Source organism: Serratia ureilytica (assembly GCF_017309605.1).
Lineage (GTDB): Bacteria > Pseudomonadota > Gammaproteobacteria > Enterobacterales > Enterobacteriaceae > Serratia > Serratia ureilytica.
The window spans coordinates 2,313,233-2,331,031 of sequence record NZ_CP071320.1; the positions used below are offsets into that span (position 1 = coordinate 2,313,233).

General features: G+C 60.8%; 15 protein-coding genes. 5 read left to right on the forward strand and 10 right to left on the reverse strand.

Going from position 1 to position 17,799, the window contains the following annotated elements; all coding sequences use genetic code 11:
* Positions 1-27 precede the first annotated feature (27 nt).
* Positions 28-1,338 (forward strand): MFS transporter, encoded by a 1,311-nt coding sequence (locus J0X03_RS10765; RefSeq protein ID WP_060660651.1) that lies wholly within the window; start codon positions 28-30, stop codon positions 1,336-1,338.
* 74 nt (positions 1,339-1,412) lie between these two features.
* Here J0X03_RS10765 and J0X03_RS10770 read toward each other — a convergent pair whose 3' ends face one another.
* Positions 1,413-3,347: an exoribonuclease II gene (locus J0X03_RS10770; RefSeq protein WP_060660652.1), complete on the reverse strand. Its 1,935-nt coding sequence runs from the start codon at positions 3,345-3,347 to the stop codon at positions 1,413-1,415.
* 186 nt (positions 3,348-3,533) lie between these two features.
* On the reverse strand, positions 3,534-4,061 hold the full coding sequence (gloA, locus tag J0X03_RS10775) for a lactoylglutathione lyase (RefSeq protein ID WP_019452681.1): 528 nt from the start codon (positions 4,059-4,061) through the stop codon (positions 3,534-3,536).
* Positions 4,062-4,160: 99 nt separating this feature from the next.
* On the opposite strand from gloA, the gene J0X03_RS10780 reads away from it, so the two are divergent.
* Entirely contained in the window at positions 4,161-5,015 is an 855-nt protein-coding gene (locus J0X03_RS10780; RefSeq protein WP_089194821.1) for a LysR family transcriptional regulator, read from the forward strand.
* Positions 5,016-5,030: 15 nt separating this feature from the next.
* Here the strand turns inward: J0X03_RS10780 and J0X03_RS10785 are convergent, their stop codons facing one another.
* On the reverse strand, positions 5,031-7,337 hold the full coding sequence (locus J0X03_RS10785) for an FdhF/YdeP family oxidoreductase (protein ID WP_160204336.1): 2,307 nt from the start codon (positions 7,335-7,337) through the stop codon (positions 5,031-5,033).
* 282 nt (positions 7,338-7,619) lie between these two features.
* On the opposite strand from J0X03_RS10785, the gene dacD reads away from it, so the two are divergent.
* Together dacD and J0X03_RS10795 are read left to right on the forward strand one after the other, a co-directional pair.
* On the forward strand, positions 7,620-8,789 hold the full coding sequence (gene dacD / locus J0X03_RS10790; protein ID WP_046687143.1) for a serine-type D-Ala-D-Ala carboxypeptidase DacD: 1,170 nt from the start codon (positions 7,620-7,622) through the stop codon (positions 8,787-8,789).
* Positions 8,790-8,853: 64 nt separating this feature from the next.
* Positions 8,854-9,759 carry a LysR family transcriptional regulator gene (locus J0X03_RS10795; RefSeq protein ID WP_033643241.1) on the forward strand — a complete coding sequence of 302 codons (906 nt, stop codon included), beginning with the start codon at positions 8,854-8,856 and terminating at the stop codon, positions 9,757-9,759.
* An 88-nt stretch (positions 9,760-9,847) separates the two neighbouring features.
* On the opposite strand, the gene J0X03_RS10800 is transcribed toward J0X03_RS10795, so the two are convergent.
* On the reverse strand, positions 9,848-10,396 hold the full coding sequence (locus tag J0X03_RS10800) for an inclusion body family protein (RefSeq protein WP_033643240.1): 549 nt from the start codon (positions 10,394-10,396) through the stop codon (positions 9,848-9,850).
* Between the two features lie 451 nt (positions 10,397-10,847).
* A complete protein-coding gene (locus tag J0X03_RS10805; protein WP_047575019.1) occupies positions 10,848-12,032 on the reverse strand; it encodes a CMD domain-containing protein in 1,185 nt (394 codons plus the stop codon).
* 16 nt (positions 12,033-12,048) lie between these two features.
* On the opposite strand from J0X03_RS10805, the gene J0X03_RS10810 reads away from it, so the two are divergent.
* The gene (locus tag J0X03_RS10810; protein ID WP_004930590.1) at positions 12,049-12,306 is read left to right on the forward strand and encodes a hypothetical protein; all 258 of its coding nucleotides are present in this window, start codon (positions 12,049-12,051) and stop codon (positions 12,304-12,306) included.
* A gap of 145 nt (positions 12,307-12,451) precedes the next feature.
* Here the strand turns inward: J0X03_RS10810 and sapF are convergent, their stop codons facing one another.
* The 5 genes from sapF to sapA are packed head-to-tail and all read right to left on the reverse strand — an operon-like array spanning position 12,452 to position 17,746.
* Positions 12,452-13,264: a putrescine export ABC transporter ATP-binding protein SapF gene (gene sapF / locus J0X03_RS10815; RefSeq protein WP_016927550.1), complete on the reverse strand. Its 813-nt coding sequence runs from the start codon at positions 13,262-13,264 to the stop codon at positions 12,452-12,454.
* A 1-nt stretch (position 13,265) separates the two neighbouring features.
* Positions 13,266-14,258: a putrescine export ABC transporter ATP-binding protein SapD gene (sapD, locus tag J0X03_RS10820; RefSeq protein ID WP_016927551.1), complete on the reverse strand. Its 993-nt coding sequence runs from the start codon at positions 14,256-14,258 to the stop codon at positions 13,266-13,268.
* Positions 14,258-15,148, reverse strand: coding sequence for a putrescine export ABC transporter permease SapC (gene sapC / locus J0X03_RS10825; RefSeq protein WP_004930580.1), 891 nt, complete (start codon positions 15,146-15,148; stop codon positions 14,258-14,260). Before sapC ends, sapD begins: the two co-directional genes overlap by 1 nt.
* Positions 15,135-16,100 carry a putrescine export ABC transporter permease SapB gene (gene sapB / locus J0X03_RS10830; RefSeq protein WP_004930575.1) on the reverse strand — a complete coding sequence of 322 codons (966 nt, stop codon included), beginning with the start codon at positions 16,098-16,100 and terminating at the stop codon, positions 15,135-15,137. Before sapB ends, sapC begins: the two co-directional genes overlap by 14 nt.
* Positions 16,097-17,746, reverse strand: a complete 1,650-nt coding sequence (gene sapA / locus J0X03_RS10835; RefSeq protein ID WP_033643238.1) for an ABC transporter substrate-binding protein SapA — start codon at positions 17,744-17,746, stop codon at positions 16,097-16,099. Before sapA ends, sapB begins: the two co-directional genes overlap by 4 nt.
* Positions 17,747-17,799 lie beyond the last annotated feature (53 nt).

Sequence of the window (17,799 nt, forward strand, 5' to 3'; positions counted from 1 at the left end):
CGAAGAATAATAACAGGGAAGATAATGATGAGTGAAAATACGGCGGCGACGCAACCAACAATAAACGCGCCCGCGAGGGTAGGCGGCAAGAAAGTGATATTTGCCGCCTCCTTCGGCAATGCGCTGGAGTTTTTCGATTTCGGTATCTATAACTTCTTCGTTATTTATATCAGCGTATTGTTTTTTCCCCCCTCGAGCGATCCCAATTTGGCGTTGCTGTTGGCGTTCGCCACGTTTGGCGTCAGTTTTTTCATGCGGCCGCTGGGCGGCATTCTGATCGGCGCCTATGCCGATCGCCATGGCCGCAAGCCGGCGATGATCCTGACGATCTCACTGATGAGCCTCGGCACGGCGATGATCGGCTTTGCACCGACCTACGCCAGCGCCGGTTATTGGGGAACCGTCACGCTGGTGGCGGCGCGTTTGATCCAGGGCGTGGCGGCGGGGGGCGAGGTGGGCGCATCGATGTCGTTGCTGGTGGAGTCGGCGCCACCTAACCGGCGAGGCTTCTATTCCAGTTGGTCGCTGGCGACGCAGGGCATCGCCACCGTGGTCGGCGGCGTCACCGCGCTGGCGCTCAGCACGGCGTTGCCGGCGATCTCCGGCGAGCCGAATGCCATGGCCGAGTGGGGATGGCGCATTCCGTTCTTTATCGGCGTGGCGCTGGCGCCGCTCGGTTGCTGGCTGCGCCTCGGATTGGAAAGCGACCGGCTGCCGGTGTCGCGGGCCCATGAACCGCCGGCGCAGCTGCGACGGCACTCGCGGGCGGTGGTGCTCGGCGTGATGCTGACCATTGGTGCCACCGTCGCCACTTACATCTCGATGTATTATCTCGGCACTTACGCGGTGAAATACTTAGGCATGCCGCAGGCCTACGGCTATGCCGCGATGCTTCTGGCGGGGCTGGTGACCTTCGGCGGCAGCCTGTTGGTTGGGCACTGGTGCGATCGCTATGGCCGCTTGCCACTGATCCGAGGCTCGCGCATCGCTATCTTGATCGTGGCCTTGCCGGCGTTTTGGTGGCTGAGCGCCGCGCCGCATCCGGCGGTGCTGCTGCTGATTGTCGCGATATTGGTCGGATTGACCACGCTCGGCTCGGTGCCGACCATGCTGATGATTTCGGAGCTGTTTCCGCAGCGCATTCGCGCATTGGGGTTTGCGTTGGTCTACAGCCTCGGCGTGGCGATTTTCGGCGGCTTCGCCCAATATATCGCCTCGCAGTCGATCGCGTTGAGCGGCTCGCTGCTGGCGCCCGCCGTCTACCTGATGCTGGCGACGCTGGCTTCGTTGGCGGTGCTGCCATTGCTGCGTGAAACCGGCGGTAACCCATTGCGTTAGCGAGCGCGGACGAAAAAAAACGCCGGCGGTTTTCACCGTCGGCGTTTGGCGTCGCTACCGTTTCAGGCTGGCATTCAGGCCGCCGGCCGGGCGATCACGCTGCGGGTTTCCATGCGCACTTCGGCGATGGTGACCTGCAAGGTATCGCTTTGGCGATAAACTACTTCGCCTTTGATCTGCACGGTGCCGGTTTCCTGGCTGCACTGCATCTCGTCACGCACCGCGTGAATAAACGGCGCCGGGATGAAGGCAACCGCGCCGTTGTCCAGCAGGCGCACGCGCAGGCCGCCGCGTGTCACGTCGATGATCTCGGCGTTGAAGCGGGTATCGGTACCGGCCTTGTCCTGCAGGAAGCGGGCGTACAGCCAGTCGCCGACGTCGCGTTCCGCCATGCGGTTCAGGCGGCGGCGTTCCGCCAGCTGCACCGTCACGTCATCCTGCGGTTTTTCCGCCGGCTGCTGGTTGATGATCGCCTTCAGCAGGCGATGATTGACCATATCGCCGTATTTACGGATCGGTGATGTCCAGGTGGCGTAAGCCTCCAGCCCCAGACCGAAGTGTGGCCCCGGCGTAGTGCTGATCTCGGCGAAGGTCTGGAAGCGGCGGATGCGGCTGTCGAGGAACTGGGTCGGCTGCGCATCCAGGTGGCGGCGCAGTTCGCAGAAACCGTCGAGGGTCAGCAGCTTCTCGGCTTCGGCTTCGACGCCGTTGGCCTGCAGTACGGTGACCGCTTGCTCAACCAGCGCAGGATCGAAACCGGTGTGCACGTTGTACACGCCGAAGCCCAGGCGATCGCGCAGCACGATGGCGGCGCAGACGTTGGCGGCGATCATGCACTCTTCAACGATGCGGTTGGCGCTGCGGCGCTGCTCGGTAACGATCTCCAGCACATCGCCTTTTTCACCCAACACGAAGCGGTAGTCCGGGCGATCTTTGAATACCAGCGCATGCTGGTGGCGCCAGGCGTTGCGCGCGTCGCAAACGCGTTTCAGCAGGGTGATCTGTTGCGCGATGGCGTCGCTCGGCGGTTGCCAGCCGGTAATGCCGTCCAGCCAGTCGGAGACTTCGTCGTACACCAGTTTGGCTTTGGATTCGATCTCGGCGGCGAAGAACTGAATATCTTCGCCCAGCGCGCCGTCGGCGGCGATGGTCACGCGGCAAGCCAGCACCTGACGGCGCTCGTTAGGGCGCAGCGAGCACAGGTTGTCCGACAGATCGCGCGGCAGCATCGGGATGTTGAAGCCCGGCAGATAGTTGGTGAAGGCGCGCACGCGGGCGATATCGTCCAGCTTGCTGCCTTGTTCTACGTAGGCAGTAGGATCGGCGATGGCGATGGTCAACTGCAGCGAACCGTCACCGTTGTCGGTCACGTACAGCGCATCGTCCATGTCTTCGGTGCTGGCGCTGTCGATGGTGACGAATTCGAGCGCGGTCAGATCTTCACGCACCAGCGCAGCGTCCGGCTCGCTGAGGGCCTGCATCTCCGGCGCCTCTTTTTCCAGGTTGTGACGCGCCAGCGTCACCCACCACGGGGCGAAATGGTCTTCACCGTCGGTGATAAACTGGGTCAGGTCGGCGTTGAAGCCGCGATCGCCTTTCAGCGGATGGCGGCGCATTTCCGCCACCGCCCAGTCGCCGGCCTGGAAGTTGTGGATCAGTTCACGCACCGGGCGGCACGGAATCGCGTCTTTCAGCAACGGATGATCGGGCACGATGGACAGACGATCGTCGCGCTTTTGCACGCGGCCGACAAAGCGCGACAGGAATGGCTCGACCAAGGTTTCCGGCTCGGCGATTTCGCGCTCTTTCTCGGTGTGCAGGGTGGCGATAATGCGATCCCCGTGCATGACTTTCTTCATGTACGGCGGCGGAATGAAGTAGCTTTTTTGACCGTCTACTTCAAGAAAGCCAAAGCCTTTCTCAGTCCCTTTCACTACGCCTTCAACGCGCGGGGTCTGAGAGTGAAGTTGCTGTTTTAGCTGCGCCAGCAGCGGGTTATCTTGAAACATATCGTCCAGTGAATGGGTTGTGAGTGGCAAGATTTGCGGCTGACAGTTTTACGCGAATCACCCGCTGCGAGCAAGCCTAACGTCACGGAACCCCGCGTTGCCGCGCGATTTTGCGCAAGATTGGTCAATCGAAGGGCGAACGATGAAAAACCCCGGCGCGCAGGCCGGGGTGAAGGAGGGGGGCAATCAGTCCTGCAGCGGCGTCGGCTGCAGGATTTCAATCCAGTAATCGTCCGGATCGCGAATGAACGCGACGTAGTTCATGCGGCCTTCATGCAGGCGTTTCTGGAAGGTGACGCCCAGGCGCTCAAAACGCTCGCAGGCGGCGCGCACGTCCGGCACCGTGACGCACAGGTGGCCAAAGCCGCGCGGCTCGCCGTTGCCGTTGTGGTAATGGAAATCCGCCTGATTTTCGGTGCCGTGGTTATGGGTCAGCTCGAGAATGCCCGGTTGGCTCAGCGCCCAGCGTTTGCGTTCGTCGTCATCCTGTGGGATCTGCTCGCGCGGGCTGCGCGTCAGGTAGCAGATGGTGAAGGCGGCCTCTTTGAATTCTTCCAGATAGACCGGGGTAAAACCCAGTACGCGAGTGTAGAAATCCAGCGCTTTGGTCAGGTCTTTCACGCGGATCATGGTGTGGTTGAACACGTAACCGTCGGTTACCGCGTCCGGTTGGGCCGCCACGCCGGGCAGCGTCAGTAAATCATTCAGTGGCATCAGTGATCCTCCTCAGGGTGTCGACAGACTGTAGGTGAAATCGATGCTAATCTAAAGTGATTGTTTTTAACTAAAACACTAACTAAAAGTGAATGATAGATGAAGCTGAGCCAGCTGAAGTTTTTCTGCACCGTGGTGGAACACAAAACCATCGCCGCCGCCGCCCGTGAGCTGCACTGCGTGCCTTCCAACGTCACGCTGCGGCTGCGCGAGCTGGAAGAGACGTTGGGCGGCGAGCTGTTTTTCCGCGATAAAAACCGGCTGTACGTCAATCCCAAAGGCCGGCTGTTCTACCAACAGGCGCGCGACATCGTGGCGCAGGCGGAGCGCAGTAAGCAGCTGTTCGCCGGAGAACATCAGCATGGGCTGCTGAACCTTGGGGCGCTGGATTTCTCGCTGGTCAGCCATTTGCCGGCGCGCATCGCCCGGCTGCGCCGTTTACAACCCCATCTGCAGATCAACGTGCTCAGCCGCGATTCATTGGTGCTGGAGCGCATGCTGATCGACAGTGCCCTCGATCTGGCGATCACCGACGGCCCGATTGAACATCCGTTGCTGGCCAGCCAAAAGGCGTTTGACGAACGGCTGGTGATGCTGATGCCGGCCGATGCCGGGCAGCCCGATGCCGCCACGCTGGCGGCGCTGGAATTTTACACGTTCAGCCGAGAATGCTCGTTCCGCCTGAAGGTGGATCACTGGCTGGCCTCGCGCGGGCTGAAACCGCGCATGACGCTGGAAATGGAGTCTTATGCCGCGATGGCGGCCTGCGTGCAGGCAGGTTGCGGCGTCGCCTGCGTGCCGGGTTCTTTGCTGCCGCAGATTTTGCCCGCTCCGGGGCTGAAGGTGGTGGAAATGGGCGAGGAGGGCGTGAGCGATCTGTACTTCGTCTGGCGACGGCATCAGCTGTCCGACGAATTACAGACCATCCTGGCGATATTGAAGCGCCCGGCGTGAACCGGGCGCGCGTTTTCAGGCAATGCGCAGCGAGGGGTGCTGTTCGCTGCGGCGAATCGCCACCGGGATCGACTTCGAGGTCGGGGTGCCGGTGCCGTCGCCGAAGCTGGCCAGCGGCACCAGCGGGTTGGTTTCCGGGTAGTAGGCCGCCAGGTTGCCACGCGGAATGTCGTAACTCACCAGCTTGAATCCGTCCACTTTACGCACCACGCCATCGTTCCACAGAGTCTCTATCTCAACCCGTTCGCCATCCTGCAGGCCCAGCGCCGCCAGATCTTCCGGATGGATGAACAACACTTCGCGCTGGCCGTAAACGCCGCGGTAGCGGTCATCCAGGCCATAGATGGTGGTGTTGTACTGATCGTGCGAGCGCAGCGTTTGCAGGGTAAACGGCGCTTGCACGTCGCCCAGTTGCGGGAACAGGGTCGCCGGCAGCGCGGCAGCGCTGAATTCCGCCTTGCCGCTCGGCGTGGCAAAGCGCAGTTCGGCGGCGGCATTGCCCAGGTAGAATCCGCCGGGCTGCTCGCAGCGACGGTTGAAATCCTCAAAGCCGGGAATGGTGGCGGCGATATGATCGCGGATCAGCGAGTAGTCGTCGGCCAACTCCAGCCAGTCCAACTGCTGCGTGCCCAGCACCGCGTCGGCGATGCCGCAGACGATCGCCGTTTCCGAACGTTGGGTATCCGCCAGCGGTTTGCCGATGCCTTCCGAAGCGTGAACCATGCTGAAAGAATCTTCGACCGTGATGTACTGCGAGCCGCTGGCCTGCATGTCCAATTCGGTGCGGCCCAGCGTCGGCAGGATCAACGCGTCTTTGCCGGTCACCAGGTGGCTGCGGTTAAGTTTGGTGCTGATGTGTACCGTCAAATCGCAGTTGCGCAGGGCGCGGGCGGTGCGCTCGGTGTCCGGCGCCGCGGCGGCCAGATTGCCGCCCAGCGCGATCAGCACTTTCACTTCGCCGCGCAACATCGCTTCGATCGCTTCCACCGTGTTGTGGCCCACCGCGCGATTGGCGGTGAAGTTAAAGTGGCGTTCCAGGCTGTCGAGCAGCGCCTTGGGCGACTTCTCGTCAATCCCCATGGTGCGGTTGCCCTGGACGTTGCTGTGGCCGCGCACCGGGCACAGACCGGCGCCCGGTTTGCCCAGTTGCCCGAACAGCAGCTGCAGGTTGGTGATTTCACGCACCGTCGCAATCGAGTGCTTATGCTGAGTCACGCCCATCGCCCAGGTGCAGATCACCCGCTCGGCGCCCTGGTAAGTGGCCGCCGCCTGGCGCAATTGCGCTTCGCTCAGGCCCGATTGCGCGGTAATGGCCCGCCACTCGGTCGCATCCACCTGCGCCAGGTATGCCTCCACGCCGACGCTGTGCCGTTCGATAAACGCCAGGTCGAACAGGGGTGGCTCACCGGCGGCCAGCCGCTGGCGGTGGGTTTCCAGCAGCGCTTTCACCATGCCGCGCACCGCCGCCATATCGCCGCCCAGATTCGGTTGGTAATAGGAGGAGCTGATCGGCGAGGATTTTGGCGTCAGCATCTGCACCGGATCCTGCGGATCGGCGAATCTTTCCAGCCCGCGCTCGCGCAGGGTGTTGAAACTGACGATGCGCGCGCCGCGTCGGGCGGCGTTTTTCAGACTGTGCAGCATGCGCGGGTGGTTGGTGCCGGGGTTTTGACCGAACACGAAGATGGCGTCGGCTTTTTCGAAGTCATCGATGCGGATGGTGCCTTTGCCGACGCCGATGCTTTGCTTCAGCCCGACGCCGCTCGCCTCGTGACACATGTTGGAGCAGTCGGGGAAATTGCTGGTGCCGAGCATGCGGCCGAACAGTTGATAAAGGTACGACGCTTCGTTGCTGGCGCGGCCCGAGGTATACAGCTCGATTTGGTTCGGGTTGTCCGTTGCGTTGATGTGCCTGGCGATCAGCGCCAGCGCGTCCGGCCAATGAATAGGCTCATAGTGGTCGGTTTCGGCGTTGTAGCGCATCGGATGCGTGAGGCGCCCCTGATATTCGAGGAAATAGTCGCTCTGCTGCTGCAGGGTGCTGACGCTGTGCGCGGCGAAGAACTCTGGCTCGACGGCGCTGCGCGTCGCTTCCCAACTGACTGCCTTGGCGCCGTTTTCACAGAAGCTGAAGGTGCTGTGGTTGTCGTCGCCCCAGGCGCAACCGGGGCAGTCGAAGCCGCGCGCCTTGTTGACGCGCATCAGGTTGCGCATGTTTTTTAGGGTTTGTTTACTGTCGAGGACAAAGCGGGTGGTGGCTTCAAGCGAACCCCAGCCGCCCGCTGGGCCGGTATAAGGCTTGATTGACGGTTTGAATTTCATGGTGACACTTCGCAGGTGGTTGTAGCTAAAAAGTAAACGCTTTTTTATGCGTCTTGCGTATTTATGTCACAAGTTTAGGGGCGCGGCAGGCAGGCGTCTAATCGAATGGGGCAATGGCGGCATAGAGCATATCTATCGCAGGCGGACGCTGACCTAAACAAATGGTTGCATAAAGACACCCGCTGCAAAAGAGTAATGGTTTCGCCTGAAAGTGAATTCATGCAGTCTATCTCGCGGATTATATTGGCATTTTATTTAGCCTGCGGGCCTGAGGAACACAGCGTGAAGCGTTCAGTATCAGTGGTGATCGGCGGTATCTTACTGCCTTTAGCGGCGCAGGCGGCGGAAACGGCGTCCCATTTTTCCACCATGACCCCACCGGCGATAGACGCCGCCTCTTACGTATTGATGGATTACACCACCGGCCAGGTGCTGGCGGCCGGCAATGCCGACGAGCGGCGCAATCCGGCCAGCCTGACCAAACTGATGACCGGTTTGGTGATCGACCATGCGCTCGATGAGCATAAGATTGGCCTCGACGATGTCGTCACCGTGGGGAAAGACGCCTGGGCGCAGGGCAACCCGGTGTTCAAAGGCTCCTCGCTGATGTTCCTGAAACCTGGTGACAGGGTCACGGTACGCGATCTCAGCCGCGGCATCATCATCGATTCCGGCAACGACGCCTGCGTGGCGATGGCGGACTATGTGGCGGGCAGCCAGGCCAACTTCGTCAAGCTGATGAACGAGAAGAGCGCGCAGCTGGGATTGCAGAACACGCATTTTGAAACGGTGCACGGGCTGGATGCGCCGGGCCAGTTCACCACCGCCGGCGATCTGGCGGTGATTGCGCGCGCCATCATCATGAGCGAGCCGGCGGAATACCATATGTACAGCGAGAAATCGCTGACCTGGAACGGCATCACGCAGCAGAACCGCAACGGCCTGCTGTGGGACAAGACCCTGCACGTCGACGGACTGAAAACCGGACACACCGCCTCGGCCGGCTTCAACATCATCGCTTCCGCCACCGAAGGAGATCGCCGTCTGATCGCCGTGGTGATGGGCGGCAAAAGTTCAAAAGGCCGCGAGGAACAGGCGCGCAAGCTGCTGAGCTGGGGGCTGCGCGACTTTAGCACGGTACACCTGTTCAGCGCCGGCCAGAGCCTGGGGGAAGAGCCGATCTGGTATGGTGAAAGCCACCGCTTGCCGGTCGGCAGCGCGCAGGACCAGTCGCTCAGCCTGCCGAAAAACGAGGCGGACAAGCTGAAGGCGCAGTACGTGCTCAACGTTGCGCGGCTGGAAGCGCCGATCAACAAAGGACAAATCGTCGGCGAGATCCGCATCAGCGACAATGGTCAGGTGGTGAAAACCCTGCCACTGGTGGCGCTGCGGGCGGTGCCGCAGGGCGGGGTGTTCTCCCGCTTGGCGGATTACGTGAAGCTCAAACTCTGACTCACCGGGCGGGCGACGGCGCCCGGTGGTATACTGGTGCGAATGCCGATCATTGAGCCGCGCTATGGATATTAAACAACTGATTTATCTGTGTAATTTAGAACGGGAGCGCCACTTCGGCCGGGCGGCGGAAGCCAGCTTCGTCAGCCAGCCGACGCTGTCCATGCGATTGAAAAATCTGGAAAAAGAACTGGGCGTTTCGCTGATTAACCGCGGCAACCATTTCGGCGGCTTTACCGCCGAGGGCGAACGGGTGTTGGCGTGGGCGCGCGAGATCGTCTCGGTCTACCAAGGGCTGAAACTGGAGGTGGAGTCGCTCAAGCACGGCTTGCACGGCACGTTGCGCCTCGGCGTGGTGCCACAGTGCAGCATCTCGGTGGCGGAAATGCTCAAGGCGGTCAGCGAACGTTATCCCCATCTTGATTATCGGTTGGCGGTGCTGAGCGCCGATCAGCTGCTGGAGGCGCTGACGGCGCACACCGTAGATATCGGCATCGGCTTTTTCGAGCTGTCGACCCTGAAAGAACTGCATTTCCAATCGCAGCCGCTGGTGGAAACCGGCGTCGAGTTGGTGTTTCATCCGCAGCATTTCCCTAAGCTGGTGGGGGACGCGCCGTTGCCGCTGGAGGCGGTGGCCGCCTTGCCGCTGTGTCTGGCCGAACCGACGCGTTATTTCCGCCGCTATCTCGATCAGCATTTCCGCGACGCTGGATTGACGCTGCACCCGCGGCTGGAAACTACCTCTATCTTCCAACTGCTGGAGGGGATTTTCGTCGGGTTGGGCTGCGGGTTGTTCCCGCGCGGCCAACTGCAATCGCCGCTGATGCCGGCATTGCAGCGGCGTCCGGTGGCCATCGCCGCCATGCCGCGTCATGCGGCGGTGGTGGTCGATATGTCGGAGCGCGCCACGCCGTTGGCGCAGAAGTTTTTCGATGCCGCCAGCGAGTGGTTGCGGCGGCAAAATGGATAGAAAAATTTAAGTTTATCCCGTGCCCGGCAATGATTATGGCCCCTAGGGGCCATAATCATTTCTCTTCTAATGGTTGCTGAAATACGTGTTAATTGCCGACGGTAATAGTCGGATCCCAATAGAAGTAACCTAATAGTTTTTGGTCTCCGCCGTTTGGTCGATAATAAAGGCCAAATTGAATGCAATAGTTTTCCGTGCCGGTATTGGTAATGTCAGCCTGTATGAACCAATAGGTTTGGTTGGTGAATGTGACGGGGAATACGGTATTTTGCGCAGGCATCATCGAGCTGCGCGTGTACATTTTGAATGTCGGGTTGGAGAAAACCTGGGTGCCGCTGCCAAACTGCGGCAGCCCATAGATCAGGACGCCGGCATCGAAATTTGCCGATTCGGAAGTGCCGGTCCAACGGATGACGTCGCCGACATTGGCTTTAAAATTCAGGTCCGCCGTGCCGGAGCCGCCGATCACCTGTTCGGAAGTGACGACCATATAGGCATATTGGTGGCCGATGCCCGTCGGGCTGCCGGCATCCTGACTGGGGTTTTTATTCTCGAATGCTTCTATCAGCGCATCGGTATCGATGACGACAATAACGTTAACGATATTGTTGCTGGATTTAAGTTCTTGTTCAGACATAAGTTAGCCTCACAATATTTTTTGCTGTGATAGAAAGTGAAAATAATGGGGTTGATGGCAGCCGTTTATTGAATGGATATTTAAAATGAGGAGTGACAACGGCGCTATCGGCTTAATCATAGAGACTAAATAACAAGGCAGCCACCGGTGAAAATGTAGAGAAATTAATGGGTGCCTCTATTAATTAGCAGGGTTAAAACCTTGTTTTGATGATTCTGAGATAAATGCAGTTACAGAATGAGAGGCGAGCACGAACTGCCTATTATCCTGTTTACAGTGATAATTTTCTCGAAGTGCGACGGGAGAATAAAATAGAGAAAAATGGAGTTTAACACTAATTTAATTAAATTATTTGGTTTTAAATTTGAAATTTAAATGATTATTGATATTTATCTCTAAAAAGGACGGGCGATGAGTTAGCGGCAAAATGGGCCGCCAACTCATTGATAGATTACAGGGCAGTCTGTGCCGGTTCCGCATCGCCCAGCGTTTGGCGCAGGCGGTTTTCCCAGGCGTAGAGTGCGACGGTGAGGATCACCTCCAGCGCCTGTGCCTGATCCAGGCCGCTGTTGAACAGCGGCTGCACGCTCTGCGGGGTGAACTTCTCAGGTGCGCGAGTCAGCTCGGCGGCGGTGCGCATCACTGCGAGTTTTACCGAATCTTCGGTATACGCCAGCCCCTGAGGCAGCCCGGCGAACAGCGCCTGAACCAATCCCTCATCCTGCAATTCTTGCGCGACGGTGGCCGCGCAGTAACGGCTGCCGTTGATGCGCGAGACCGCCAGCGTCGCCAGCGCCTTGAGGCGACTCGATAACCCATATCCTTCGGCATTGATGCCGTTGAACACCCCGTTGCGCTCGCGCAGGGTGGCGGCGTCGTGGGCTAACAGCAAATAATAAGATTCGGCGCGCGCCTGCGGGTGACTTTGATCCAACACATCAAGCTGTTCGGCGGCGGCGGTTTCCGCGTCGATCGGTGGCAGGCGGGCAGACCAATTCAGTTCGTCGGCGCTGAAAGCGATGCCATCGGCGTCTTCGACGTTAGGAAAGCCGGGCACTACCACCGCCGGGCGGCCGGCCAACGCCGCGACGCCGGCGACCACGCGTGCTTGATAGCTGACAAAACCGATCACCTGCGAAAAGGTGACAATATCCGCCGGGCTCAGCCCGACGTCGGCGAGTTGTTGCAGCGCCTTGCGGCAAATCAGCGTGGGCTGGCTGGCAAGCTGGCGGGCATATTGGGTGATCTGAGCAAGGCGGATATTGCTTTCCCGGGAGGCGTCCGGGCTGTGCAGCGGGGCGAGGCGGGCGGCGTAGTGGCTACAAAGCGATTGCACGCCCGTCACCTGAGCGACGGTCAACGCGGTGCTGAGGCGATCGTAGGGTGACAATGTCACGTATCGTGACAGCGGCACCTGGTCGGGAAACAGCGCGTGGTAACCGGCCAACGAGGCGCTGAACACCCCGGCGCGAGCGCTGAGCGCATTGTTTAAGGCTTCATCGGCGAAGGCGCCCAGCCCCAGCAGAAAGCGATCGCGAAGGGTGGCCGCCTGGGGTTCCAGCGGCGCATCGCCCCGCACGCTGCTTTGGGTTTCGTGATACCACTGGGCATTATGTTGTCGACGGAGTCGTTCCATAGGTCAATCCTTAATCATGATCAACAGCCGCCGCTGCGCGCGGCAGCGTCGGCTGGACAAAGAGGCAACATGCCCGCAGGCGGGGCGAAAGGCGGTTTTAGCGCAGCTCATCACAGCAGAGGGCGTGGCCGTAAACAGAAAAACCGGCTGCCAGCGTGAGCAGAAACTGCGTAAGGCGGCGATGGCGAATGCTGTTCATCAGTGCGATATCCTGTCGTATGAGAAGTGCAACGTAGGGGATATCCTCACCGATCGCCCTGGCGAGATAAAATAATGTTACGGACTAATCAATAACTGAAAGGAATAAAATATAAGGATATATAACAAGAATGTAATTTGCATGTGCACTTTCTTGCTAAGCGGCAGGCGCGCAAGGCGATAAAAAACCCGCCGCAGCGGGTTTGAGGTGAAGGCGTGACTCAGAAGCGGCCGCCGTCGCGCCGCCAGGCATCGGCGGTCAACGCTTCGCCGAAGTGGCTGGCGATAAGACGCTTGGTCAATTCGTGCAGCGGCGCCGCCAACACCTCCGCGGTGCTGCCGCGCTCGACGATTTCCCCTTCGTGCATCACCAGCACCTGGTCGCTGATATGTTTCATCATGCCGAGGTGCTGGGTGACATAAATATAGGAAATGCCGTGTTTTTCCTGCAGTTCCAGCATCAGGTTGATGATTTGCGAGCGCATCGACATGTCCAGCGACGCCAGCGCCTCATCGGCGACGATCACCTTCGGTTGCAGGATCAGTGCGCGGGCCAGCGCGACGCGCTGTTTTTGCCCGGAAGCCAGCATGTGCGGATAGTAGTAGGCGTGATCCGGCAGCATGCCGACCTGGCGCAGCGTTTGGTTGATGCGCTGCTCGCGCTCGGCGGGCTCAAGATCGGTGTTCAGCCGCAGCGGCGCATCCAGCAGCTGGCCGATGCGCTGGCGCGGGTTGAGCGAGGTGCTCGGATCCTGAAAAATCATGCGAATACGCTGGCTGCGGTAACGATAATCGCCGAACGCCAGCGGATGATCGTCGATCAGCAGCTCGCCGGCGGTGGGTTCCACCATGCCGGAGAGCATCTTCGCCAGCGTGGATTTGCCGGAGCCGTTCTCGCCGATCACCGCCAGCGTCTGGCCTTCGCGCAGGGTAAAGCTGACTGATTTCACCGCCTCGACGTGCTGGCGGCGGAACAGCCCGGTGCGGTAGCGGTAGGTTTTGCTCAGGTTGCGCACTTCCAACAGCGTTTCCATGTTATTGCTCCTCCATGTTCAGCGGGAAGTGGCAGGCGAAGAAGTGGTTTTTGACCGGGCGCAGGCGCGGCGTTTCGATGCACTTCTTCTGCGCGTAAGGACAGCGCGGCCCCAGGCGACAGCCGATCGGCAGGTGTTCCAGCGAAGGAATGGCGCCCGGCAGCGTATTCAACCGGCTTTTGTGCGGCAGCGAGCGGCCGAAGTCCGGCATGGCGCGGATCAGCGCCTGGGTGTAAGGGTGGTGCGGCGCCGCCAGCAACTCTTCGCACTGGGCGCTCTCCACCGTTTGCCCGCAGTACAGCACGTTCACCCGATCGGCCCACTTGCTCATCATCTGTAGGTCGTGGCTGATCAGCAGAATGGTGGTGTTGTTGTTCTGGTTGAGGCGCGCCAACAGACGGAAAATCTGCGCCTGCGTGGTCGGTTCCATGGCGTTGGTCGGCTCATCGGCGATCAGCAGGCGCGGTTGGTTGGCCAGCGCGATGGCGATCATCACTTTCTGGCACTCGCCTTCCGTCAGCTCGTACGGGAAGCTGCCCATGATGTCGTCATGATCCTTGATGCCGACGCGGTGCAGCAATTCGATGGCGCGGCGTTTGCGCCAGTTGAAGCGCTGCCACCAGTGGCCCTTATAGGTCCAGCCTGGGATGGCCTGCGCAAGCTGGCGGCCGATGCTCTCGGAAGGATCGAGACAGGACTGCGGCTCCTGGAAGATCATTGAGACGTTGTGGCCCACCAGCTTGCGCCGCTCGCGCGGGCTCAGCTGCAGCAGATCGATGTCGTCGAAACGAAAGCGATCGGCGGTAACGCGCCAGTTGTCTTTGGTTACGCCGCAGATGGCCTTGGCGATCAGGCTCTTGCCGGAGCCCGATTCGCCCACCAGCCCGCGCACTTCGCCCTCGGTCAGCGTCATGCTGACGCGATCGACCGCCTTGACCGGCCCTTCGGCGGTCATAAATTCAATCGTCAAATTGCGGATATCGAGTAACGGCATTATTCCACCCCGGCATTGATTGCGCGGCGCATACCGTCGCCTAACAGGTTAACCAGCAGCACGCTGACGAGAATGGCCGCGCCGGGCAGCATCACCGTCCAGGGCGCGACGTACACCAGCTCGAGCGAATCGCCGAGCATCGCTCCCCATTCCGGCGAAGGCAATTGCGCGCCGAGATCGAGGAAGCCGAGCGCGGCGATGTCCAAAATGGCCATCGACAGCGCGCGGGTGAACTCGGTCACCAGCACCGCCGCGATGTTCGGCATGACCGCGTACCACAGGATCTGCAGCGTGGAAGCGCCGTCAAGCCGGGCCGCCACCACGTACTCTTTCTCCAGTTCGTCGTGCACCGCGCTGTAGATGGTGCGCACCATGCGCGGCAACAAGGCGAGCCACACCGCCAGCATGGCGTGTTCAAGTTTGGGGCCGATAAACGCCACCACCACGATCGCCAGCAGCAGCGACGGAATCGACAGCAGAGTATCGAGGATGTGGTTGAGCACCGCCGAGCGTAGCCCGTGGGTGACGCCGGCGAACACGCCGAGGATCACGCCGCAGAACGCCGCGGCCAGCGTCACCGCCAGCGCGGAACCGAAGGTGGCGGCGGTGCCGGTCAACAGGCGGCTGAGGATGTCGCGCCCGAGATCGTCGGTGCCGAGGAAGAACGACACGTTGCCGTAGCGCGACCAGGACGGCGGCAGCAGTTGATAGCCGAGGAACTGCTGATCCAGCGCGTAGGGCGCCAGCAGGCTACCGAACAGCGACAACAGCAACAGGGCGATCACGCCGTAAAAACCGATCATCGCCAGCGCGTCGCCGTAGAAAATCCGCCAGGTGTAGCGCAGCGGGCTCGGCATCTTTTTCTCGCGGTATACGTTATCGAAGGGCATACCATTCCTTATGTTTCAGCGGGTTGGTTGCCGCACCCAGAATGTCGGCCAGAACGTTAATGGTGATCACCAGCGTGCCGACCACCATCACGCCGGCGGAGATCGCCGCATAGTCCTGTTGGCGAATGGCGTTGATCAGCCACCGGCCGAGGCCCGGCCAGCTGAACACCACTTCGGTGATCATCGCCAGCGTGAGCATGGTGGAGAACTGCAGCCCCAGTTTGGGCACGATCGGCGGCAGCGCGTTGTGCAACACGTGGCGACGAATGATGGTGAAGCGCGACAGGCCGCGGGTGGCGGCGGCCTTGATGTAGTTTTGGCTCAGCACGTCGTCGGTGCTGATGCGCATCAGCCGCACCACTTCGGTGGTGGGTGCCACCGCCAGCGCGGCGATCGGCAGGATCATGTGGCGCAGGGCGCTGCCGATCATCTCGGCGCGATACGGCGAGTCCGACAGCCAGGCGTCGATCAGCGCGAAACCGGTGATGGGCTTCACCTGATACAGCAGATCGAAGCGGCCGGAAACCGGCAGCCAGCCGAGATGCAGCGAGAAGAACAGCATCAGCAGCAGCGCCAGCCAGAACACCGGCATCGAAAAGCCCAGCAGCGCGAAGGTGCTGATGGCGGTGTCCTGCCACTTGCCGCGCAGCACGCCGGCGATGATGCCCAGCGGAATGCCGATAAACAGCGCCAGGGCGAAGGCCAGCAGGCACAGTTCCATGGTGGCCGGGAACACTTCGCGCAGCTGTTCGCTGATCGCCTGGCCGTTGATGCTGGAGACGCCGAAGTCCCAGTGCAGCAGGCTGACGAAGTAGAATTGATAGGCGTCCAGCAGGGCGGCGCCGTTCAGCGGCGCGCGCGGCGTGAAATAGCTCAGACTGAAGCTGACCAGCGTCAGGAAGAACAGCGTGATCAGCAGCAGCAGAATGCGGCGCAGGGTAAAGATAATCACTTTTTCACCTCCGGCGCGGATTCACGGTACACCCCGGCGAACGAGGCGTTGCCGAACGGGCTCAGCACCAATCCCTTGATGTCGTAACGATAGGCCTGCAGGCGCAGGGAAGACGCCAGCGGCAGCACCGGCAATTGCTGCTCGAGGATTTTCTGCGCCTTGCGGTAGTTGTCGATGCGCTGAGACAGCTGCTGCGACAGCAGCGCGTTCTGCAGCACTTCGTCGAAGCTCGGGTCACACCAGTGAGCATAGTTGGTTTGCGAACGGATTGCCGCGCAGCTCAGCAGCGGCCGGAAGAAGCTGTCCGGATCGTTGCTGTCGGTGGCCCAGCCGGTCAGGGTCAGATCGTGGTTCATTTCCATCAGGCGCGCTTCCTGGAAGCGGCCCTCCACCGGCACGATGGTGACGTTGATGCCCACCTGGCCGAGGTCGGCCTGGATCAGCTCGGCGGTTTTCAGCGGGCTCGGGTTGTAAGACTGCGAGGCGGTCGGCACCCACAGCTTCAGGTTTAGCTGGCCGACGCCGGCCTGCCGCAGCATCTCGCGAGATTTGGCCGGATCGTACTCGGTGACGTGCGCGTCGTTGTCATAGGCCCAGGAGGCGCGCGGCAAGATCGAAGCGGCGGTTTCCGCCGTGCCGTAATAGATAGACTGCATCAACCGCTGGTTGTTGATCGCCAGCGAGATCGCCTGGCGCACATTGAGGTTGTCGAGCGGCGGTTTGCGGGTGTTGAACGCCAGATAGGCGATGTTCATCCCCGGACGCAGCGTCAGGCGCAGGCGCGGATCGTCGCGCAGGATAGACAGCTGGCTGGCCGCCGGATAAGCCAGCACGTCGCATTCGCCGGTCAGCAGCTTGGAGAGGCGGCCGGTGCCGCCGGCGCCCAGATCGATCACCACCTGCGGCATGCGCGGCAGCCCTTTCCAGTAGGCGGCGTTGCGCGCCAGGCGAATATATTGCCCCGAGCGGTATTCGTTGAGCAGGAACGGGCCGCTGCCGACCGGCTCGCGGTCGATCAGCTCCTGATGGCCCTCACGCGTCAGCAGATCGGCGTACTCGGCGGACAGCACCGGCGCGTAGTGGGTCGCCAGATGCCACAGGAACGAGGCGTCCGGCGACTGCAGGCGAATCTCCACCGTATAGTCGTCGAGCTTTCTCACGCTCTGCACCGAATCGCCGAACTGCAGGCTGTCGAAATAGGGGTATTCGCCGCCGTTCACGTCGTGATACGGGTGTTTCTGATCGAATACGCGGGCGAAGCTGAATACCACGTCGTCGGCGTTCATCTTGCGGGTGGGCGTGAACCAGGCGGTGGTCTGAAACGGCACGTCCTTGCGCAGATGGAAGCGGTAGGTGGCGCCGTTGTCCAGCACCTCCCAGCTCTGCGCCAGCTCGGGGATCAGGCGATAGGTGTAGGGGTCGACGTCCAGCAGGCGATCGTACAGCTGGGCGGCCAGGGTATCCACCGTCAGGCCGCTGCTGGCCATTTGCGGGTTGAAGGTATTCAGTATGCCGCTGACGCAATAAACAAAGCCGCTCTGGCGAATGTCCGGCAGCGGCGCCGCGCTGGGCGCGGGCGGTGTTGTCGCGGCCAGGGCAGAGCCCGTCAGGCACAACGACAGTATCCAAAAGGGTAAACCACGCATAGAGGCTCATGGGTTAATCAGCAATAGCGTTAGTGTATCGCACTCTGACCAGC